The following is a 20,860-nucleotide window of genomic DNA, read 5'->3' as shown; positions in this document are numbered from 1 at the left end:
TCAAGGGCGTCCGGCGGGCGCGGCGTCTGCCCGCCTGGGGCGCGGGGATGCCGCGCGGGCAGGGCCGGTTGCCATGGTCCGGAGCATATTGGCCTTAAAAATGCCCTATGCCGCGCGCAGCACCAGGCGGGAGATCTCCGCGGGCACGCCCAGGCGGACGGGGAAGCCCGCCCAGAGGCCCGCGCCGGGGCTGACAAACAGTCGCATGGCCTCCAGCTCGTAAAGCCCGCGCAGAAAACCGTCGTTGCGGGCGGCCACGATCTGGTCCAAGCCCAGCATCTGCCCGCCGTGGGCGTGCCCGGAAAGCTGGAGGTCAACGCCGCAGGCGGCGTTGCCGCGCGCAAAGACGGGCTGGTGGGCCAGAAGCAGAGTTGTGGCCCCGGCCGGTGCGCCGTCCAGGGCTTTTTCCACGTCCGGGCCGGGCCTGCCGAAGAGGGGGGCCATGGGGTCGTTGAGGCCCGCGATGACCAGAGGGTGCCCCCTGACCTCCAGAATCGTGTGGGCGTTGTGCAGCAGCGGCAGGCCCAATGCGGCGAAATGCCGCATCCAGCCCTCGTAATCCGCGTAGTATTCGTGGTTGCCCTCGCAGGCGTAGACGCCGTAGCGGGCGCGTAAGCGCGCCAGGGGGGCCACGTCGTCGCGGCGGTTTTCCGTGCTGCCGTCCACCAGATCGCCGGTGCAGAGGATGAGATCTGGCCGCAGATCGTTGACGGCAGCCACAATGGCCGCCACGCGGGGCGCGGGCAAGAGGGCCGAGGCGTGCAGATCGGTCAGCTGCACCACCGTAAGGCCGTCCAGGGCTGCGGGCAGGCGCGGCAGCGGCACTTCCGTAGTGCGGACCTCCGGCGTTTTGAGCCCTTGTTTCACGCCGTACGCGCCCAGTGTCAGCCCCAGGCCAGAGAGCACCACGGCCCTGCGGCCAGGCGAAAAGGGAACCCTGGTTGCCGGCGCGAGCCTGCGCGCAAGAAACAGCCCCAGGAAAACAAGGTCGCGGAGCAGCAGCAGGGCAAAAATGAGGGTCAGGGCCACAAAGGCGTAGCTCAGGCCCAGAAGCAGGGGGTAAGGCAGCTCCGGCGAGCTGAGCGAGCCGAACAGCAGGCGGATGCAAAGATGGAACTGCGAGGCCAGAAAAACAAGCGCGACGGCCAGAGCCTTGCCCCCATGCGACAAAGGCGCGGGCAGGATGAGCCGGAAGGTCACATAGAGGAAGAGCAGTATGCCGTAGAGGTGGATGAGGATCATATGCCCTGCGCAGGGAAGGGGGAAGGGGGCCGCTCCGGCAGGATACGCCTGTCGCGTTGCCGGAGGGGAGAAAAGTTTTTGAAGAGGAAAGGGCGGTGGGGGGGGGAATCTTTTGTGAACAAAAGGTTCTCCTTCCCCCCACCAGAAACTTCTTTACAGCCCTATTTCTTCATCCGTGAGATAACAGGCGGGGTCCTGGGCCCAGATGTCGCCGTAGAAGGCCTCGGCGCGGGCGCGGAAGTTGCCGCCGCAGATGTTGAGGTAGCGGCACCTGGCGCAGCGGCCCTTGACGTGGGATTTTTTGTCCTTGAGCTGGTGCAGCAACTCAATGGAGGGGTCGTCCCAGATCTGGGAGAAAGGGCGCTCCAGCACGTTGCCGAAAACGTGCTGCCGCCAGAACTGGTCGGCGTGGACCTTGCCGTCCCAGGAGATGCAGCCGATGCCCCGGCCGGAGTTGTTGCCTTCGTTGTACTGCAGGAGCTCAAAGACCTCTGCGGCCCGCTTGGGGTCTTCCCGCTGGAGGCGCATCCAGACGTAGGGGCCGTCGGCGTGGTTGTCCACGGTGAGGATTTCTTTGGGCTTGCCCGCGTCGAACAGGGCGCGGGTTTCGTCCATGATCAGGTCCAGCACCTGGCGGGTTTCGCTGTGGTCCAGGTCTTCCTTGATGAGGTCGGAGCCGCGGCCGGAATAGACCAGGTGGTAGAAACAGGCCCGGGGCACTTCCAGCTCGCGCAGGAGGCGGAAGATGCCGGGGATTTCGGCCACATTGCGCTTGTTGATGGTAAAGCGCAGGCCCACCTTGAGGCCCTCGGCCTGGCAGTTGGCAATGCCCTCCAGGGCTTTTTTGAAGGCTCCGGGCACGGCGCGGAACTTGTCGTGCACGGGCTCCATGCCGTCCAGGGAGACGCCCACATAGGAGAGCCCCACGGACTTGAGCTCGCGGGCCTTGGCCTTGGTGATGAGCGTGCCGTTGGTGGAGATGACCGCGCGCATGCCCGCGGCCGTGGCGTGGCTGGCCAGCTCCACCAGGTCTTTGCGCACCAGGGGTTCGCCGCCGGAAAAGAGCATGACCGGCGCGCCGTAGGCGGCCAGATCGTCGATCATGGCCTTGGCCTGAGCGGTGCTGATCTGGTCTTCGCCGTCCACGGGCACGGCCTTGGCGTAGCAGTGCACGCACTTGAGGTTGCAGCGCTGGGTCATGTTCCAGACCACAACGGGCTTCTTATCTTTGGAGAATTGCAGAAGGTGGGAGGGCAGCTTGCCCGATTGCCGCCCGTAGCGCAGGGCGTCTGAAGGCTCCACCTGGCCGCAGTAAAGTTTGGAGATGCCGATCATGGCGTATATGTCCTTATGCGTCCAGCAGGCGCTGGTGTAACAGGGCGAAGGCGGCTTCCAGGCCTTCGGGCTTTGTGCCGCCGGCCTGGGCCATGTCCGGGCGGCCGCCGCCCGAACCGCCGCACGGGGCCGCCGCCTCCTTGATCAGGGCGGGGGCCGTGAATCTGTTGTGCAGGTCTTTGGAAACATAGACGAGCAGGCCCACCTTGCCGTCCTCCACCGTGGCCAGGCAGGCCACGGCCTTTTCCGGCAGGCGGGAGCGCACGTCGTCCATGAGGCCGCGCAGGGCCTTGACGGGCACGCCGTCCAGGCGGGCGGCCAGCAGGCGCAGGCCGTTGATTTCCTTGACCTGGGCGGCCAGGTCCGCGCCCGTGGCGGGGGCGGCCTTTTCCGAGGCTTTGCGCAGTTTTTTGATCTCGGCGTGCAGGGCCTGCACGCGCTCGGCCAGCTGGCCGGGGCGGGCCTTGAGCATCTCGGCCAGGGAGCCCAGCTCGGCCCGCTGCTCCACGGCGCGGGCGTAGGCGTTCCAGCCGGTAACGGCCTCAATGCGCCGCACCCCGGCGGCCACGCCGCTTTCAGAAACAATGAGGAACGCGCCCGCCTGGCCCGTGCGCGCCAGGTGCGTGCCGCCGCACAACTCCACGGATTCGGGCTCGTCGGCCCCTGGGGCAGCTACAGTGAGCACACGCACGGTATCACCGTACTTTTCGCCGAACAGGGCCATGGCCCCGCTGGCCATGGCTTCGGCCACGGGCATAACTTGGGTGGCGACGGGCATATCCGCCATAATGGCGCGGTTGACCTGGCGCTCCACGGCGGCCAGCTCCTCAGGGCTCAGGGCCGCGATGTGGGAAAAGTCGAAGCGCAGATGCGCGCCGTCCACCAGGGATCCGGCCTGCTTGACGTGGCTGCCCAGCACCCGGCGCAGGGCCGCATGCAGGAGGTGGGTGCAGGTGTGGTTGCGGGCTGTGGCCGCGCGGCGGTCTTCATCCACGGTCAGCTCCACCGTGTCGCCTAGGCGCAGCTCGCCCGAATCCACATGCACTTCGTGCACCAGCAAGGCGGGCGCGGGCTTGAGGGTCGTGCGCACCGCGGCCGCGCCCGAAGCGCTGCGCAGGCGGCCCGCGTCCCCGGCCTGGCCGCCGCCTTCGCCGTAGAAGGGCGTGCTTTCCGTGACCACATAGCCCGTTTCGCCCTCGCCCAGCACCTCCACGGCCGCGCCCGCGCTGTCGCGCAGGGCCGTAACGGGGCTTTGGGCCGTCAGGCGTTCGTAGCCCACAAAGGCGCTGCTCAGGCCCGCATCCAGCAGAGGCTGGAAGGGGCTGGCCCCCGCGCTGCTCTGGCCCAGCAGGCCGCCTTTTTTCTGGTGTTCGCGGGCGCGGGCGCGCTGTTGGGCCATGTGGGTCTCAAAGCCCGCCGCGTCGGCGGCAAAGCCGCGCTTTTCGGCCACGTCCGTCACAATGTCCAGGGGGAAGCCGTAAGTATCGTAGAGCCTGAAGCAGAAGTCGCCGGGGATGACGGTCTGGCCCGCAGCCTTGAGGGCCCCCAGCTCTTCGTCCAGCAGTTCCAGGCCCTTTTGCAGGGTAAGGGAAAAGCGCTGCTCCTCCTCGAATACGGCGCGGGCGATGAAATCCGCGTGTTCCACCAGCTCTGGGTAGGCGTCGCCCATGACCTCCGTGACCTTGCGGGCCACCTTGTGCATGAAGGGTTCGTGCACGCCCATGAGGGTGGCGAAACGCAGGGCCCGGCGGATAAGGCGGCGCAGCACATAGCCGCGGCTTTCGTTGGAAGGCAGGACGCCCCCGGCGATGAGGAAGGCCGCGGCGCGGCTGTGGTCGGCAATGACGCGCAGGGCCGTATCCACGTCGTTGGCGTCCGGGGCGCTGTAGCTGTAGGTCACGCCCGCAAGACCCGCCGCGTACTGGATGATTTCCTGAAAGAGGTCGCAATCAAAGTTGGAGCGCTTGCCCTGCACCACGGCGGCCATGCGCTCCAGGCCCATGCCAGTGTCGATGTTGGGCCGGGCCAGGGGCGTGCGCGTGCCGTCGGCGGCCTGGTCAAACTGGGTGAAGACCAGGTTCCAGATTTCCAGGAAGCGGTCGCAATCGCACTTGCCGATGCCGCACTCCGGGCCGCAGGCCATGGCTTCGCCCTGGTCCACATAGATTTCGGAGCAAGGGCCGCAGGGGCCCGTATCGCCCATGGTCCAGAAGTTGTCCTTCTCGCCCATGCGCACGATGCGTTCTTCCGGCAGCCCGGCCAGCTCGGCCCAGAGGGCGGCGGCCTCGTCGTCCTCGCGGTAGACCGTGACCCAGAGCTTTTCTTTGGGCAGGCCCAGCTCTTTGGTCACAAATTCCCAGGCCCAGGTTATGGCCTCGCGCTTGAAGTAGTCGCCAAAGGAAAAATTGCCCAGCATCTCAAAAAAAGTGTGGTGGCGCGCGGTGCGGCCCACATTTTCCAGGTCGTTGTGCTTGCCGGAAACGCGCAGGCACTTCTGACAGGTGGTGGCGCGGCTGTAGGCGCGCTTTTCCTCGCCCAGAAAGAGCTTTTTAAACTGCACCATGCCCGCGTTGGTGAAGAGCAGGGTGGGGTCGTTGGGCGGGATGATGGGCCCGGAAGGCACAATGGCGTGCTGGTGACGGTGAAAAAACTCCAGGTAACGGCGGCGGATTTCTTTGGCGGTGAGCATAGGGGCTCCGTAGAGTGCAGGGGCTGCGCGCGGCAGGGCGCGCCGCACAACCCTTGGAGCGACGCGCCCTGCCCGGAACAAAGGGCCTGAATGTTGTGGTCAGTCGTACTCGGGGGTGGGGGGGGCCTCGTCCAAATCGTCATCGGCGGCGGGCACGCTTTCCTGCGGATGCAGGCCCAGAAATTCCACCACCTTGGCTTCGATCTGATTGCGCAGATCGGGGTTTTCGTCCAGCAGGGCGCGCACTTTTTCGCGGCCCTGGCCCAGCTTTTCCGAGCCAAAGGCGAACCACGAGCCGCTCTGCTCAATGATCTTGGCCTCAATGCCCAGGTCAATGAGCTCGCCGGAGCGCGAAATGCCCTGGCCGTACAGAATGTCGAAAATCGCACTGCGGAAGGGCGGCGCAACCTTGTTTTTGACCACCTTGACCTTGGTGCGCGAGCCGAAAGACTCCTCTTTGTCCTTGAGGGTCTGGATGCGGCGGATGTCCATGCGCACCGAGGCATAGAACTTGAGGGCGTTGCCGCCGGTGGTGGTCTCCGGGCTGCCGTAGCCCGTAACGCCGATCTTCATGCGGATCTGGTTGATGAAGATGACCGACGTGCGCGACTTGTGGATGGTGCCCGTGAGCCGCCGCATGGCGTGGGACATGAGCCGGGCCTGCCCGCCCACCTGGGTCTCGCCCATGTCGCCGTCCAGCTCCGCCTGAGGAATAAGCGCGGCCACCGAGTCCACCACTACCAGGTCCACCGCGCCGGAGCGCACCAGCATGTCCGCAATGTCCAGGGCCTGCTCGCCGTAGTCGGGCTGCGAAATGAGCAGATCGTCCGTATTGACGCCCAGGCGCTTGGCGTAGCCCACGTCCAGGGCGTGCTCCGCGTCCACAAAGGCGCAAGTGCCGCCCTGCTTCTGGCACTCTGCAATAATGTGCAGGGTAAGCGTGGTCTTGCCCGAAGATTCCGGGCCGAAAATTTCCGTGATGCGCCCGCGCGGGATGCCCCCTACCCCCAGGGCCAGGTCCAGGCCAATGGAACCCGTGGGAATGACAGGGATGTTGACGTGGGCCTCGTCGGAGAGCTTCATGACCGCGCCCTTGCCGTATTTGCGCTCAATGGTGGAAAGCGCCGTGCCCAGGGCTTCGGCGCGCGCGTCCGCAGGACTGAGGGCCGGTTTTCTGGCCATAATTATACTCCGTGTAAAGATGCCTTCAAGCGGTACAGCATACCAAAGCCGCCGCCGCATGGCAAATGCTCCGCCCGGCAGGCGGCGGGATGGAGCGGGGGGATTTGTGAGGGGAAGGGAATTTTTGTTCACAAAAGTTCCCTTCCCCCCACACCTGAACAAAAATAAAAAATTTTTATTTCAGCTTCCGAAAGGTTTTTTCCGCGCCTTCGGGCAGGGGGTAGGCGTGCTCTTCGGCGGGGAAGGTTCCGGCGCGGACTTCGCGGGCGTAGGCCTCCACCGCGCCGCGCAGGGCTTGCCCCACTTCGCCGAAGCGTTTGACAAAGCGGGGGAGTTTGCCGGGGTTCATGCCGGTCATATCCTGCCAGACGAGCACCTGGCCATCGCAGTCCGGCCCTGCGCCGATGCCGATGGTGGGGATGGCGAGGGCCTGGGTGATTTTGGCGGCCAGGGGGGCGGGCACGCATTCGAGCACCAGGGCGAAGGCCCCGGCGTCCTGCAGGGCGCGGGCGTCGTCCAGGAGTTTTTGGGCGGCGGTGGGGGTTTTGCCCTGCACTTTGTAGCCGCCGAAGGCGTTGACGGACTGGGGGGTGAGGCCCAGGTGCCCCACCACGGGAATGGAGGCCCGCACCAGGGCGCGCACTTCGGGGCAGAATGCCGCGCCGCCTTCCAGTTTGACGGCCTGGGCGCGGCCCTGAACGATGAGGCGGCCGGCATTGCGCACCGTGTCTTCCACGCCCGTGTGGTAGCTCATGAAGGGCATGTCGCAGACCACCAGGGCCTCGCGCGTGCCGCGCGCCACGGCGGCGCAGTGGCGCGCCATATCGTCCAGGGTGACGGAGAGGGTGTCTTCGTAGCCCAGCATGACCATGCCCAGGGAATCGCCCACCAGGATGGCGTTGACCCCAGCGGCGTCCATGACCCTGGCCGTGCTGTAGTCGTAGGCCGTGATCATGACCAGCTTTTCCCCGCCTTTGGCTTCCCGAAACGTGACCACCGTGTTTTTCATGCGTGCGCCTCCGCAGATTGTTTTTCCGTGGTGTTGGCGGCCCCGGCCAAGCCCATGAGCAGGTGGGTCAGCTTGGCCGCCGTGAAGTCCGCGTGGTGCAGCCCGGCGATGGGGGCCAGCTCCACCACGTCCAGGCCCGCCACCCGGCGGCCCGCCACGCAGCGTTCCAGGATGAACTGGGCTTCGCGCCAGTTGAGCCCGCCGGGTGAGGGCGTACCCGTGGCCGGCATGAGGGAGGAATCCAGCCCGTCCAGATCAAAGGTGATGTAAATGTTGTGGGGGAAGCCTTCGGGCAGGGGCTGCTCCGGCAGGCCCACACGGGCCAGAAAGCGCGCGTCGTAGTGGGCAACGCCCAGACGTTCGCGCGCGGCGGCCTCCTCGCGGCTGAAGTCCCGCACGGCAAACTGGAGCAAGGGCAGGCCCAGGTCTGCCGCGGCCCGGTACATGACGCAGGCGTGGGAGTAGGGATCGCCCTCGTAGCTCTGGCGCAGGTCGGCGTGGGCGTCAAACTGCACCACGCCCAGGGGTTCGCCGCGCTGGCGGGCCTGCGCCGCCAGGGCGCGCAGGGCCCCCAGGCTGACGGTGTGTTCGCCCCCCAGCAGCACGGGCACGGCCCCACAGGCCAGGGCCCGCGTTGTGGCCTGGGCAATGCGCTCCAGCACGTCCGCAATGGGGCCGGCGCAGTCCACGGGGGGGGCAGTATAAAAACCTGTCTCGCCGGGGGCAAGGCCGCTTTCCCAGGCCTCAAGCTGCTGCGAGGCCGCCAGAATGGCCGCCGGGCCTCTGGCCGCGCCCCCGCCGTAAGAGACGCTGCGCTCCAGCGGCGCGGGAATGATGTGAAAGCCTGCGCGCTCCGGCGGGCAGGGCGGATACTCCGAAGCCAGAAAATGCTCGTGCATGCCGTTCACCGTGGTTGTTGCGATAAAAAAACGGCCCGCTTGGGGAGGCAGGCCGTTTCGTTTGGAGGAGGCTGTCAGCAAAAGAAAGGAAGGTACTTTCTATTCTGCAAGGGCCGTGCCAAGAAAAGGGGTTCTTTAAAATTTTTATAACACTGCTGTTTTGCAGGCGATTTTAAATAATGCCTGGGGGTGGTTGCGTAAAAAATGTTTAACCAATCCTGCCGCGGATCCGCTGTGCTGGGCCTGGGGTGTACAAAATCTTGCCCCGGCAGGGGCCTTACTGCACGGTGGCGTCGGCGGCCGGCGCGGCGGATTGGAAAGAAAGGGAGAGCTTTTCGCCCAGTTCCTTGGCCGCGGGGGTGGCCGTCCACTCCGTAAAGAGCTTGCGCCACGCGTCGAAGTCCAGGAAGCCCCGGTCCAGCTGGGCTTCGTGCATCTGCACCCAGGTGTTGAAAAGCTGGAGCCGCACCTGGAAGGCCGCACTGCCGAAGATCATGCCGGCGGTGTTGCGGGGCAAGACCTTGCCGTCCATCTGCTCCAGCACGAATTGACAGACCGCCTGGCGCGAGGTCTCAAAGGCCACTTCCTTGCCGTTCATGGCGTCGGCCAGGGGCAGCAGGTGGGGGTAAAGCTCGCTGATGCGCTCCATGCTTTTGACCGGCACGGCCATAAACAGGGGCGGTTCGCCGCCTTCGGGGACGTCGGCGTCGGGCTTTTCGCTGATGAAGTAGAAGCGCAGCCAGTTTTCAAACATGACGGCTTCCAGCACCTGATCCACATTTTTCCGGAACTGTTCCTGCTCTTGGGGCATGGGTATTCCTCGCAGTGTCCGCCGCGTGAGCGCGGCGCGGGTTGGGGCCGCCTGTGGTTGTAAACGCGCCGGCCGGTTGCGTCAATGCGGGCGCGGTGCGGAGGGGTCTTGTGCGGCTGCGGTTTCGGCCCGGCGGCGAGCCAGCAGGCGGTTGCCCGCAAACCCGGTGAGCAGGGCCAGCAGGCCGCTGGCGGCGCAGACCAGGCCCAGGGGCACGGCCGTATCCGGGCCGCCCAGGCCCACCAGGGGGGAGGAGGCGGCTCCGGCCAGGAACATGGCCACGCCCAGAAGGCCTGAGGCCGTGCCCGCGCCCACGCGCTGGGCCTCAATGGCCAGGGTAAAGGCGCAGGGCATGGTCATGCCCTGCAGAACCAGCATGCAGTACAGGCTGGCCATGATGGGCAGGGGCGAGGCGGGCCGCGCCAGGGTAACGCCCAGAACGATCAGGCAGGCGACCATGCGCAGCCGGTTGCCGATGCTGAGCAGGCGCATTTCACCCATCCGGAGCGCCAGGCGTCCGGTAATGACGGCCATGATGGTGACGCTCAGGGCGTTGCCGCCGAAGATGAGGCTGTAACCCGTGGGGGAGATGGCGTACATGTTCTGGAAGACAAAGGGCGAGGCCGCCACATAGCCGAAAAAGCCGCCCATGGTGAAGCCCTGCATGCCCACATAGCTCATGAAGGCCGGGTCGCGGCAGAGGGCCGCGGTGGCCCGCAGGCTGGCGCGCGTGCCGCCCTGGCGGCGCAGGCTTGGGGGCAGGGTTTCCGGCAGGCCGAAGCCGCAGAAAAGGAGCAGAAAAACGCCCATCCCGGCAAGAAAGATGAACACCCAGCGCCAGCTGCCCAGGGCGGCCAGCGCGCCGCCCAGCACGGGCCCGGCGATGGGGGCCACGCTGTTGACGGCCATGAGCAGACTCATGAAGCTGGTAAGCTCCGGCCCGCGGAACAGGTCGCAGGCGATGGCGCGGGAAAGCACGATGCCCCCGGCCCCGCCCAGGCCCTGGGCAAAGCGCAGGGCGATGAAGCCGTGCCCTGACTGGGCCGCCACGCAGGCGGCGGAGGCCAGGGTGAAGAAGGCCAGGGCGCAGAGCAGGGGGCCGCGGCGGCCCGTGCCGTCCGAGAGGGGCCCCACAAAGAGCTGGCCCAGGGCCATGCCCAGCAGACAGGCCGTGATGGTGAGCTGCACGGCGGCGGTGGAGAGAGACAAATCCTCGCCCAGAGCGGGCAGGCTGGGCAGGTAGGTATCCGTGCAGAGGGGGCCGAAGGCCGCCAGCATGCCAAGAAGTACGGCCAGGTAGAGCCGCCGCCGGCGGGAGAGCCGGGCCCCCGCCCCCACCACCAGTTCGTTTTCCGTAAAATGCATCGTTAATCCTTACTGAAGGCCAAAGAAGGATTGTCAGCATTCCACGGCGCGATGTCAAGGTACGTGCGCCTGCCGGGGAAAACGCCAGGCCGTGCGCCAGGGGCTGCCGGACCGCGCCGCCCGGTTCCTGGCCTCTGGCCTGCGGGGGCGGGCTGTGCTACCGTGCCGGTCATGATCGACTACGCACAAGCCCTTAATGAGGCGCAATACGCGGCGGCCACCAGCGGCGACGGTCCCACCCTGGTGGTGGCGGGCGCGGGCAGCGGCAAAACCCGCACTATTGTTTACCGTCTGGCCTGGCTGGCGGAGCGGGGCGTGCCCCCGGAGAACATGCTGTTGCTCACGTTCACGCGCAAGGCCGCGCGGGAGATGCTGCACCGGGCCGGGCTGCTGCTGGGGCAGGGGCTGGCCGGAGTGCAGGGCGGCACGTTCCACGCCTTTGCCTATGGGGTTTTGCGTCGCTGGCGGCCCTCCTGGCTGGGCGACCGTCCGTTTACGGTCATGGACGCGGCGGACATCACGGCGGCGGTCAAGCAGTGCAAGGAAGCCCTGCGGCTGGGCAAGGGGGACCGCTCCTTCCCCAAGACGCAGAGCATTGTGGGCCTGCTGAGCAAGGCCAGGAACAAGGAGCAGCCCTTGGACGAGGTGCTGCAGCGCGAGGCCTTCCACCTTTTGCCCCACGCCGAGGCCCTGGCCCAGCTGGATATGGCCTACAGGGCCTACCGGCGGGAAAAGGGCCTGCTGGACTACGACGACCTGCTTTTTGAGCTGGAGGCGCTGCTGCGGGAGAACGCCGCGGCTGCGGAGGCCCTGCGCGCGCGCTACAGCCATATTCTTGTGGACGAATACCAGGACACCAACCTGGTGCAGGCCCGCCTGGTGCGGCTTTTGGCCGGGGAGGGCGGCAACGTCATGGCCGTGGGCGACGAGGCCCAGTCCATCTACGCCTTCCGCGGGGCCAACGTGCGAAATATTCTGGATTTTCCCAAGCTGTTTCCGGGGGCGCGGGTCATCCGCCTGGAGGAGAACTACCGCTCCACCAGGCCGGTGCTGGAGGTGGCCAACAGCCTGCTGGCCCACGCGGCGGAATCCTTCCGCAAAAAGCTGTTTACGCGCAAGGAGGGCGGCGCGCCCGTGCGGCTGGTGGCGCCTTTGAGCGATCTGAGCCAGGCCAGGCTGGTGGTGCGGCGCATTGAGGATCTGCTGCAAGAGCATCTGCCCCATGAGATCGCCGTGCTTTTCCGGGCCGGGTTCCATTCCTACCAGCTGGAGCTGGCCCTGAACCAGGCCTCCATTCCGTTCCGCAAGTACGGGGGGCTGCGCTATACCGAGGCCGCGCACGTCAAGGACGTCATGGCCTATGTGCGACTGCTGCTCAATCCGCTGGATATGCCCGCCTTTGCCCGGGTGGCGGCGCAGCACCACGGCATAGGCCCCAAGACCGTGGAAAAGCTCTATGCGGCGGCGGCCAGGGGCGACGCCAAAATAACGGGAAAAGCCTTTGCCCGCTTTCCCGGCCTCTTGGAGGACCTGCGTTTTGTGGATGGCCTGCGCGCCGCGCCGCAGGCCCCGGCGGCCACCCTGGGCACGGTGCTGGAGCACTACCGCCCCCGGCTGGAGACCCTCTACCCAGAGGACTGGCCCCGCCGCCAGCAGGGGCTGGAGGAGATTGTGCAGATGGCCTCAGGCTATACGGATCTGGATCTTTTTGTGGCCGATCTGGCCCTGGAATCGCCGGAGGAAGAGAGCGACGACGGCGAGGGCCGGGTGACCCTGTCCACCGTGCATTCGGCCAAAGGGCTGGAGTGGAACGCCGTGCTCATCATTGACCTGGTGGAGGACCGCTTCCCCTCGCGCCACGCTCTGGCCCGGCCTGAGGATTTTGAGGAGGAGCGCCGTCTTATGTATGTGGCCTGCACCCGCGCCCGGCAGAACCTGGATCTGTATGTGCCCGCCACCCTGTACAGCCGGGCGGAGCGCGGCAGCCAGCATGTGAGCCCCAGCCCCTTTGTGCGCGAGCTGGCTCCGGGCCTGGTGGAGGAATGGGTGGAGGGTTTCGGCGGCGCGCTGACCCGGCGCGAGGCGGGCGGCATGGGCTTCGGCCGCAAAACGGGCTTGGGCGAGCGCCCGCCCGTGGGCTGCGGCGCGGCGGACGGGCGGCCCGGAGGCCGGGCGGAGCGCCTGAGCGCCGCCTATGACGATTGCCAGCTGCCGCCGGAGGAACGCGCCGACGCGCCCGCGGGGGCAGGCGCAACGGCCCGCGCGACAACGCGGCAGACGCTCCCGGCGGCTGCCGCCTGCCCGACGGCTTGCGGGACACCCCCTTCCGGCCCGGCCGGAGAGCGGGCGGAAGGCCCCGCGGGCGCGCTCTGTTATTGTCGGCACCGCATTTTCGGGCGGGGCAAAATCGTGAAGGAACTGCCGCCGGACAAAGTGCAGGTCAATTTTCCCGGTTTCGGGCTGAAGGTGATCCTGCGCGAATACCTGCTGCTGGAGGGCTGAGATGGGCGCGTCGCTTTCCGAAGACGGCATTCTGGGCCTGCTGGCCCGCCATTTTCCTGCTGCCCATCCCTCGCTGCTGCTGGGGCGCGGGGACGACTGCGCCATCCTGCGGGCCGGGCGTCCCCTGTGCGTAAGCAGCGACCTTTTTCTGGAGGACGTCCACTTCCGCCGGGCCTATTTCACGCCTGAGGACACGGGCTACAAGGCCCTGGCCGTCAACGTGAGCGATGTGGCCGCCTGCGGCGGCCGCCCCCTGGGCTTCAGCCTGTGCCTGGGCCTGCCCTCCTGGGCGGACGCGGCCTGGCTGGACGGCTTTTTTGCCGGCATGGCCGGTCTGGCGCAGGAACAGCAGATGGTTCTGGCTGGGGGCGACCTTTCCCGCTGCGAGCGGCTGCACGTTTCCGTCACGGTCTGGGGCGAGCCCGTGGAGCCGGGGAGCTTTCTTGTCCGCGGCGGCAGCATGCCGGGGGATACGCTGTTTGTGGTGGGGCGTCTGGGGCTGGCCCGCACGGGCCTGCAGGCGCTGGAAGCGCAGGGGCGCGCCGCTCTGGAGGTCTGGCCCGCAGCCTGCGCGGCCCATCTGCGGCCCCGGCCGCAGGTGGACGCGGGGCTTATGCTGGCGCGGGCGGGCTACAACGCCCGGCCCCCGGCCCTCATGGACCTCTCCGACGGGCTGCTGCGCGACCTGCCCCGGCTGCTGGGCCTTACGGGCGAGCAGAGCGTCGCCTGCCAGGACCGTTGCGCCTGCCTGGGCGCGGAGATCGTCCTGGCCCAGGGGCAGCTCCATCCGGAAGTGGTGCGCTACGCCGCGCAGAGGGGCAGAAACCCCGTGCACGAGGCCCTGCGCGGCGGCGAGGACTACGCCCTGCTGGGCTCCTGCGCGCCGGACATGCTCCCGGCCCTGCACGCGGCCATTCCCGGCCTGACCAGCATCGGCGTGGTCACTTCCGGCGGGCGCATCCTCTGCAACAACGAGTCAACGGACAGTCTGGGGCACGGCTTCGACCATTTTGAAGCCTAAGGGTAGGCAGCTGGAAAGGGGTGCGCTCGTGAACGCCGTGCAGTGCAACATCACCATGCCGGTTTACAACCGGCCGGAAATGACCCTGAAGAACATCCTGAACCTGCGCGGCAAGACGCGCACGTCCATTCCGTATGTGCTGACGGTGGTGGACAACGGCAGCGAGCCGGAGCTGCGCCGTCGGCTGCTGGACCTGCACCGGGAAGGGATCATCCATAACCTGTTTCTGCTGCCGCGCAACATGGGCATTTCCTGCGCCTGCAACGTGGGCTGGCAGGCCGTGGACGCGCCCTTTTACCTCAAGTTCGACAACGATATGCACATCAGAGCCCCGGACTGGCTGGACCGGCTGTTTCGCCTCTACGCCAGGGTGGAGCCGCGCGCCAATCTGGGGCCGTCGTTTTCGCTGGAGCGGGTGCGGCAAAGGCCACGCCTGCGCTGCGAGGACGGTGAGCTGGGCGTGTGCGGCACGAATCTGTGCGGACAGTGCATTCTTGTGCCCAGGGCGGTTTCGGACATTCTGGGCTACTGGAGCGAGGACTACGGCCTCTACGGCGCGGAAGACGGCGACTACGGCCTGCGCATGCAGTGCGCCGGGTTTCCGCAATACTATTACTATGCCGCGCAGCTTATGGAACATCAGGGCAAGGATCCCAAGGACTATGATCCGCGTTTTTTGGATAAGGGCCTGGAGCACTGCAGGCTTTTTGTGGAAGAGGACGGCACGGTAGGGCTGTTCCGCCTGAACAGCTATCTGTACAAAATCTGCGCGCGCAGCTGGCGGCCGCCCTTGCGCTGCCGCGTGCTGGACGTCACCGCCGGGCATGAGGTCATTCTGGGGGAAAACCCGGAATATGCCACTGTGGCGCAGGCCCTGCATATATCTCAGGAACTTGTGCAACGCCGGTACGCCCGTTATGGCGAGGCCGGCATTGCCGAAGACGCTTTCGTATGGAAAATAAAGCGCATCTGGGAAGACTGCGGGCAAGGCTGCGAGGCTATTCTGAAAGGAGCCGGAGCATGAACGCAACCTGCGTCTCTCTGCCGGGAGAAGCCGTGGAGCAACTGCGCGAAGCCTGCCGCGACGCCTGGCGGCAAGGGCTGCTCTGCGGCTGCAACGGCAACGTGAGCCTGCTGCTGCCCGGCGGTTCGGGCGGAACTCCGCCGGGCCGTGCGGACGCGGCGGCAGACGGGCTAAACGTTGCGCAGCCTCTCCCCGGCGCGCGCGTCTGCATCACCCGCTCCGGCGCGGCCAAGGGGCGGCTCACGGCGGCGGATTGCTGCCTTATGGACGCGGCCACAGGGGCCGTGCTGCTGGGCGGGCCGCCCTCCAGCGAAAGCGCCATGCACCTGGCCGTGTACGCGGCTAGGCCGCGCTGCAGGGCCATCGTGCATGTGCATCCGCGCCACCTGCTGGCCCTGAGCCTGCGCCTGAAGGCGGAAGACATGCTGCGCCTGCCCCTGTTTGAGGCAGAGGTCTGGCGCGCCAGGCTGGGCTTTGCCCCGGCCCTGCCCCCCGGCAGCGCGGCCCTGGCCCAGGCTGTGGGCAGCGCCGCCGCCCAGCGCCCGGCCGTATGGATGGCCGGGCACGGCCTGTGCTGCGCCGGGGAAGACCTTACCGCAGCCCTGGCCCTGGCCGAAGAGCTGGAACATCTGGCGGCCATCCAGCTTTTGGCGCGGCTGTAGCGCCGGCCACGCCCACAAAGCTGCGGCGGCCCAAGACGCCGCCCCTGCAAAGGCAGGACGCGCCAGGGCAGTTTTAGGCGGGCATTGTTCTGAAGGCGCGGCCACGCGAGAGAAAGCGCAAGGCCTGCGCGCGACCGCGCGCCGCTCCTTCATCCGCGCGGGCAGTTCAGGCTGCGCCGGTCCACTGCTACTTCTTGCCCTTGGCGTCCGCATCCCCGCCCGGCAGGGGGGCCTTTTCCAGCTCCGCCCGGATGGCGGCCTTGAGGTCTTCGCCGGCTTCGGGGCTGTGCAGCCCGGCGCTGAGCTGCGCGATGCCGCGTTCCGGTTCGTTCAGGTAGTACAGATAGAGCACGCCCAGGCTGTAGCGCACGGCGGCGTCGTCCTTGAGGGTCAGCACTTTCTCCAGGGTGGCGGCGGCCTCTTTGTGGCGGCCCTGATTGTGCTGCACCACGCCCAGCAGATAGAGGGGGCGGGGATTGTTCACGTCCAGGGTAATGGCGCGCTGGGCAAAGGTTTCGGCGGCTTCCCAGTTCTGGGCGCTGACCAGGTGCTCCACCAGATGGACCATGGCGTTGAGGTCGCGGGGGTTCTCCGCCACCTGGCGCATGAGGTCGCCGATGGCGGCCTCGCCGCTGTCGCGGGCCGCCGGGGCGGGTTGGCGGTTTTCCACGGTCAGGTGGGGGTGCTCAAAGCGGTCCTTGAGCGAAATGCCCAGCATGATCAGCAGGCCCAGGCCCAGAAACAGCGCCAGGGCACGGGCGCGGCCCGCGCCTTGAGGGGTGTCAGTCATGGTCGCAGAGCTCCAGTTGGGTCAGACGGGCGGCCAGTCGGCGCTGGCGCGCCGCCAGAAAGGCCAGGTACGCGCCAAGGCCCGCCCACACGGCGGCGTTGGCCAGCAGTATCCAGGTCAGGGTATCCATAAGGGGGTTCTCCTAAAAAAGCGTCAGCCGCGCAGCCGGTTGACGTTACAGGCCTCCAGGCGGGCCGCAAGGTCCAGCTGGCGTTTGCGGGTCCAGACCAGCCCGGCCCAGAGCAGGCCGAAGGCGGCCACGCAGACCATGGCCGTGAGGCGCATTTCCGGCTCCAGGCCGCCGCCTTTGCTGGCAAACACGGCGGGGTGGATGGAGCGCCAGATGCGCGCGGAAATGAAGACCAGCGGCACGTCCAGAAAGGCCGCCACGCCCACCACAGCGCAGACCGTGGCCCGGCGCTGGGGCGGCAGATCCAGCCCGCGCAGCACCAGATAGCCCGCGTAGACAAACCACATGATCAACGTGGTGGTGAGGCGCGGATCCCAGGTCCACCACACGCCCCAGGAACGCCGCGCCCAAAGCATGCCCGTGGCCAGGGCCAGCCCGCTCAAAAGCACGCCCACCTCGGCCGCAGCGGCGGCCAGCCGGTCCGCGCCGGGGCCGCGCCGCCATAAGTGCGCGATGGAGGCGAGAAAAACCACAAAAAAGCTGATCAGCGCCCACCAGGCCAGGGGCAGGTGGACGTAAAAAATCTTCTGCACCAGGCCGAGCGTGGCTTCTGTGGGGGCGTAGGCATAGATGAGCCACTGGCAGCAGGCAAAAGCCAGGCCGCCCAGCAGAGCCAGAACCTGAGGCAGCAGTGAGAATTTGGGCATCAGTCCTCCCCCGCATAGATAAAGCCGAACAGCAGGAGCCCCGCCCCCAGAAATACAGCGTCAAAGGCGGCGGCCAGGCCGAGCCAGAGTCCGGGGCCGTCCGGGGCGGGCGCGCCCAGGGCCTGCGCGCCCACGCTGATGCCCGCCAGCAGGAGCGGCGTCAGCAGCGGGAACAGGACAATGCTCAGCAAGGATTCGCGCGCGGCCTGCCCCTGGGCCAGGGCCCCCAGCAAAGAACCCAGGGCGCACATGCCCACGTCCGTCAGGGCCAGGGCGGCCAGGGCCGGAGGCAGCGGGCCGCTCGCGTCCTGCCCCAGAAAAACCACGGCCGCGGGCAGAAACACCAGTTGCGCCAGGGCGAGAAGCACCCACCCCGCACAGGCCTTGCCCAGCCACACGGCCTGCACGGGCGCGGGGCAGAGCAGCAGGCCCAGACGGGCGTTGCCGGCCTCTTCCAGGGCGTAGAGCTGGTTAAAGATCAACACCTGGCAGAAGGCCGAGCTGATCCAGAATACGGCGGCCGCGCCCTGGGGCGTCATGCGTTCGCCCACGCCCTGGGAAAGGCTGAACACGAAGAGCAGCAAGAGCCCCAGCAGCAGGGCCTGTACCAGGCCGCTGCCCCTGGCCAGCACCAGGGTCAGGTCTTTGCGGCATACGGCCAGGGTCAGGCGCAGCATGCCTTGCCTCCTGGGGCGGCGGGGACGGCCGCTGGGTCCGACGCGGCAAAGCCGCCGAAGGCCGCAGGCGGGCCGTCAAAAATCAGGCTGCGGTCCGCCAGGGCCAGCAGCCGGTCCGCCAGGGGCGCGTCCCCGGCCAGGTCGTGGCTGATGAGCACCACACAGGCCCCGCGCGCTTTGGCGGCAAGGACTTCCCGCCGCAGCAGAGCCAGGGAGGCCGCGTCCAGCCCCGTGCCCGGCTCGTCCAGGAGGAGCAGATCCGGCTCCTGCATGAGCACCCGGGCCAGGTTCAGGCGCTGGGCCATGCCGCGCGAAAACACCCCGGCCCGTTCCTGGGCGTGGGCCGCCAGGCCTACCCGCTCCAGGCAGGCCGTGAGATCCTTGCGGGAAAGGGGCAGGCCATAGGCTTCGCGCCAGAAATTGAGATTTTCCAGCGCGCTGAGCCCGGCGTATAAAAAGGTGCTGTGCCCCAGATAGCCCACGCGCAGGCTTTCGTCGCGGCGCACCGCGCCCGCGCTGGGCCGCGCCAGGCCCGCCATAATCCGCATCAGCGTGCTTTTGCCCGCGCCGTTGCCGCCCACCAGCAGGGAAACGTTGCCCGCCGCAAAGGCGCAGCTCACGTTTTTGAAGACGACCTTAACGCCGTAAATTTTGGCCACGCGCGTGAGTTCCAGCACCGGATCACCCCGGACGGATTGTGAATGGTTGCGGGCAGCGATGCCCCAGGCCTTCCCTTTGGCCCCGGCTTTCCGTCAGCTGCGGGGGGCTCGCGGCGGGAGCATTGCAGGGGCGCGCCCGTGAGAGCCGCGTCGCGGGCCGCTCAGGCGGTTGTGCGGCCTGCCGCCCCGGCGTCCGTGCCGTCGGTTTCCTGGCCATCGGCCTTGCCCTTGCCGCGCCGCAGGCCCATGAGCGGCAGCAGGCACATGAGCGTGCCGCCGATCCACAGCCAGTTGACCAGCGGCTCCACGCTGACCTTGACCACCACGCGGGAGCGGCTGTCCAGGCCCAGCAGGGAGGCGTAGACCTCGTTGCCCAAGCCAGGGATCACGTCCACTTCCGAAAACTGCATGTTGCCGAACTTGTCGTACAAGCGGCGTTCCGGAGCCACTTCGCCCACGGTTTTGCCGTTTTTGCGGATCTGCAGCCGGGCGGCGATGAAGTCATAGCCGGGGCGGCGGCCCTCCTGCAGTTCCAGCAGGGTGGCCGTGTACGCGCCCACCGCGCCGGAGTCGCCCTGGGCCAGAGAAAGCTCGCTGTCCTGCGTATAGGGGCCGGAAAAGGCGATGCCCAGGGCCGCCAGGGCCAGGCCCAGATGCGCGCCCAGGGCCCCCAGGCTGGGGGGATGTCGACGCACGGCCTGCCGGGTGAGAAGCACGCCCACACCGACCAGAATGCCGATGCAGGCCGCGGCGGCAATGAGGGCCACGGGCTGGCGGTAGCCCAGCAGCCAGATGCCCGCCCCGCTCAGATGGGCCGCCGCCAGCACGATGAGAAAGTTTTTTCTCTCGCGCATGCCGCCGCCCCAGCCGAACCAGGGGCAAAAGGTCATGAGCAGCAGCAGCACGGCCCCCAGGGGCAGGCAGACGCGGTTGTAGAACCGGGCGTCCAGGCCCTGCGGCGCGGCGGACCACAGCTTGCTGATCACGGGCCACATGGTGGCCGTGAGGATGATGGCGGCCAGGGCCAGCAGCACCCAGGCCACCAGGGTAAGGAAGCCTTCGCGGCTGTCCAGCCCGGCCAGGGGCGCGCCCTCGCGCGGGGCGGTCATGGGCACCCAGAAGGCCACGGCCAGCCCGGCCAGGATGAAGCAGAGCAGGGGCGTGCCCACGCCGCCGTCGCCGAAGGCGTGTACGGAATCAATGACGCCGCTGCGCACCAGATAGGTGGCGAAAAAGGCGGCCACGGTGGTCAGGGCCATCATGGCTGCGTTGACCCGCGTGAGCTTGCGGCGGCGGTCCTCCACGATGAGGGTGTGCAGGGAGGCCGTGGCGATGAGCCAGGGGATGAGGGAGGCGTTCTCCACCGGATCCCAGGCCCAGTAGCCGCCCCAGCCGAGCTCCATATAGGCCCACCAGGCCCCCAGCACTATGCCCGCAGTGAGAAAAAGCCAGGCCAGGATGATGCAGGGCCGCGCCGCGCGGAACCAGGCCCCTTCGGCGCGGGCCTGGCCGGAAAGGCTTTGGGCCAGGGCCAGGCAGGCGGGCACGGTAAAGCCGCCGTAGCCCAGGAAAAGCAGGGGTGGGTGAAAGATCATGCCGGGGTTCTGGAGCAGGGGGTTCAGGCCGTTGCCGTCGGCCGGGGCCGGGCTTTGCAGCACAAAGGGGTTGCTCCAGACCGTAAGGACCAGGGCAAAAAAGCCCATGATGACGTAAAAAAAGCTCCAGTACCAGAGCCTGGTGGGGCGGCTCAGGCCTTGGTAGGCGCGGGTGCAGGCAAAGAGCGTGCCGCTCAGGCCCACGGCCAGGGCCCAGAAGAGCATGGATCCGGGCTGCCCGGCCCAAAAGGCCGTAAGGCGGTAAAACACGGGCAGGATGCGGTCCGTGTAGTGGGCCACATACTGCACGCTGAAGTCGTTCCAGTACAGGGCGTGCAGGAGCAGGGCCGAGGCCAGGGTCAGCGCGGCGCTGATGGCCAGGTGGGCCTTTTCCACCAGGCGCAGGCAGTCGTCGCGGCCCTGCCAGATCTGGAGCAGGGCCAGGCCGCCGCCGCCCAGCGCGGCCAGCAGCACGAGAAGCAGGAGGGCAAAGGCAAATACGTACATGAAGGTCCTTTGACGGGCGTCGCGGTGTTGCGGCGCGCACGAAAGCGCGCGTCC

At 67.5% G+C, this 20,860-nt stretch carries 18 protein-coding genes; 4 read left to right on the top strand and 14 right to left on the bottom strand.

Going from position 1 to position 20,860, the window contains the following annotated elements; all coding sequences use genetic code 11:
• Positions 1-105: 105 nt before the first annotated feature.
• The 8 genes from BLS55_RS05900 to BLS55_RS05865 all read right to left on the bottom strand — a co-directional run bounded on the left by BLS55_RS05900 (position 106) and on the right by BLS55_RS05865 (position 10,532).
• Positions 106-1,242 (bottom strand): metallophosphoesterase, encoded by a 1,137-nt coding sequence (locus tag BLS55_RS05900; RefSeq protein WP_092153438.1) that lies wholly within the window; start codon positions 1,240-1,242, stop codon positions 106-108.
• A 153-nt stretch (positions 1,243-1,395) separates the two neighbouring features.
• Entirely contained in the window at positions 1,396-2,577 is a 1,182-nt protein-coding gene (ahbC, locus tag BLS55_RS05895) for a 12,18-didecarboxysiroheme deacetylase (protein ID WP_092153437.1), read from the bottom strand.
• 13 nt (positions 2,578-2,590) lie between these two features.
• Positions 2,591-5,266, bottom strand: a complete 2,676-nt coding sequence (gene alaS / locus BLS55_RS05890; RefSeq protein ID WP_092153436.1) for an alanine--tRNA ligase — start codon at positions 5,264-5,266, stop codon at positions 2,591-2,593.
• 99 nt (positions 5,267-5,365) lie between these two features.
• Positions 5,366-6,448 (bottom strand): recombinase RecA, encoded by a 1,083-nt coding sequence (recA, locus tag BLS55_RS05885; protein WP_092153435.1) that lies wholly within the window; start codon positions 6,446-6,448, stop codon positions 5,366-5,368.
• A gap of 175 nt (positions 6,449-6,623) precedes the next feature.
• Positions 6,624-7,457 carry a 3-methyl-2-oxobutanoate hydroxymethyltransferase gene (panB, locus tag BLS55_RS05880; protein ID WP_092153434.1) on the bottom strand — a complete coding sequence of 278 codons (834 nt, stop codon included), beginning with the start codon at positions 7,455-7,457 and terminating at the stop codon, positions 6,624-6,626.
• Positions 7,454-8,356, bottom strand: coding sequence for an agmatinase family protein (locus BLS55_RS05875; protein WP_092153433.1), 903 nt, complete (start codon positions 8,354-8,356; stop codon positions 7,454-7,456). Before BLS55_RS05875 ends, panB begins: the two co-directional genes overlap by 4 nt.
• Before the next feature lie 277 nt (positions 8,357-8,633).
• Complete coding sequence (locus BLS55_RS05870) at positions 8,634-9,167, bottom strand: hypothetical protein (RefSeq protein ID WP_092153432.1); 534 nt, start codon at positions 9,165-9,167, stop codon at positions 8,634-8,636.
• 81 nt (positions 9,168-9,248) lie between these two features.
• On the bottom strand, positions 9,249-10,532 hold the full coding sequence (locus BLS55_RS05865; protein ID WP_092153431.1) for a multidrug effflux MFS transporter: 1,284 nt from the start codon (positions 10,530-10,532) through the stop codon (positions 9,249-9,251).
• Between the two features lie 171 nt (positions 10,533-10,703).
• Here BLS55_RS05865 and BLS55_RS05860 point away from each other — a divergent pair, with 171 nt between their 5' ends.
• From BLS55_RS05860 to BLS55_RS05845, 4 genes are read left to right on the top strand one after another with little or no spacing between them, the layout of a single operon-like run.
• The gene (locus BLS55_RS05860; protein WP_092153430.1) at positions 10,704-13,034 is read left to right on the top strand and encodes an ATP-dependent helicase; all 2,331 of its coding nucleotides are present in this window, start codon (positions 10,704-10,706) and stop codon (positions 13,032-13,034) included.
• A 1-nt stretch (position 13,035) separates the two neighbouring features.
• Entirely contained in the window at positions 13,036-14,055 is a 1,020-nt protein-coding gene (gene thiL, locus BLS55_RS05855; RefSeq protein WP_092153429.1) for a thiamine-phosphate kinase, read from the top strand.
• Positions 14,056-14,083: 28 nt separating this feature from the next.
• Positions 14,084-15,079, top strand: coding sequence for a glycosyltransferase (locus tag BLS55_RS05850; protein WP_092153428.1), 996 nt, complete (start codon positions 14,084-14,086; stop codon positions 15,077-15,079).
• On the top strand, positions 15,076-15,741 hold the full coding sequence (locus BLS55_RS05845; RefSeq protein ID WP_092153427.1) for a class II aldolase/adducin family protein: 666 nt from the start codon (positions 15,076-15,078) through the stop codon (positions 15,739-15,741). Before BLS55_RS05850 ends, BLS55_RS05845 begins: the two co-directional genes overlap by 4 nt.
• 187 nt (positions 15,742-15,928) lie before the next feature.
• On the opposite strand, the gene BLS55_RS05840 is transcribed toward BLS55_RS05845, so the two are convergent.
• The 6 genes from BLS55_RS05840 to BLS55_RS05815 all read right to left on the bottom strand — a co-directional run bounded on the left by BLS55_RS05840 (position 15,929) and on the right by BLS55_RS05815 (position 20,806).
• A complete protein-coding gene (locus BLS55_RS05840; protein WP_092153426.1) occupies positions 15,929-16,531 on the bottom strand; it encodes a tetratricopeptide repeat protein in 603 nt (200 codons plus the stop codon).
• Positions 16,524-16,661 carry a CcmD family protein gene (locus BLS55_RS05835; protein ID WP_092153425.1) on the bottom strand — a complete coding sequence of 46 codons (138 nt, stop codon included), beginning with the start codon at positions 16,659-16,661 and terminating at the stop codon, positions 16,524-16,526. Before BLS55_RS05835 ends, BLS55_RS05840 begins: the two co-directional genes overlap by 8 nt.
• 23 nt (positions 16,662-16,684) lie before the next feature.
• Entirely contained in the window at positions 16,685-17,368 is a 684-nt protein-coding gene (locus BLS55_RS05830) for a cytochrome c biogenesis protein (protein WP_180365407.1), read from the bottom strand.
• Complete coding sequence (locus tag BLS55_RS05825) at positions 17,368-18,045, bottom strand: heme exporter protein CcmB (RefSeq protein WP_092153424.1); 678 nt, start codon at positions 18,043-18,045, stop codon at positions 17,368-17,370. Before BLS55_RS05825 ends, BLS55_RS05830 begins: the two co-directional genes overlap by 1 nt.
• The gene (locus BLS55_RS05820; protein WP_092153423.1) at positions 18,033-18,722 is read right to left on the bottom strand and encodes an ABC transporter ATP-binding protein; all 690 of its coding nucleotides are present in this window, start codon (positions 18,720-18,722) and stop codon (positions 18,033-18,035) included. Before BLS55_RS05820 ends, BLS55_RS05825 begins: the two co-directional genes overlap by 13 nt.
• 143 nt (positions 18,723-18,865) lie before the next feature.
• The gene (locus BLS55_RS05815) at positions 18,866-20,806 is read right to left on the bottom strand and encodes a heme lyase CcmF/NrfE family subunit (RefSeq protein WP_092153422.1); all 1,941 of its coding nucleotides are present in this window, start codon (positions 20,804-20,806) and stop codon (positions 18,866-18,868) included.
• Positions 20,807-20,860 lie beyond the last annotated feature (54 nt).

This window comes from Desulfovibrio legallii (assembly GCF_900102485.1).
Taxonomy (GTDB): domain Bacteria; phylum Desulfobacterota; class Desulfovibrionia; order Desulfovibrionales; family Desulfovibrionaceae; genus Desulfovibrio; species Desulfovibrio legallii_A.
Note: the sequence above shows the minus strand (reverse complement) of the source record. Positions and strands in the feature narration are given on the sequence as shown.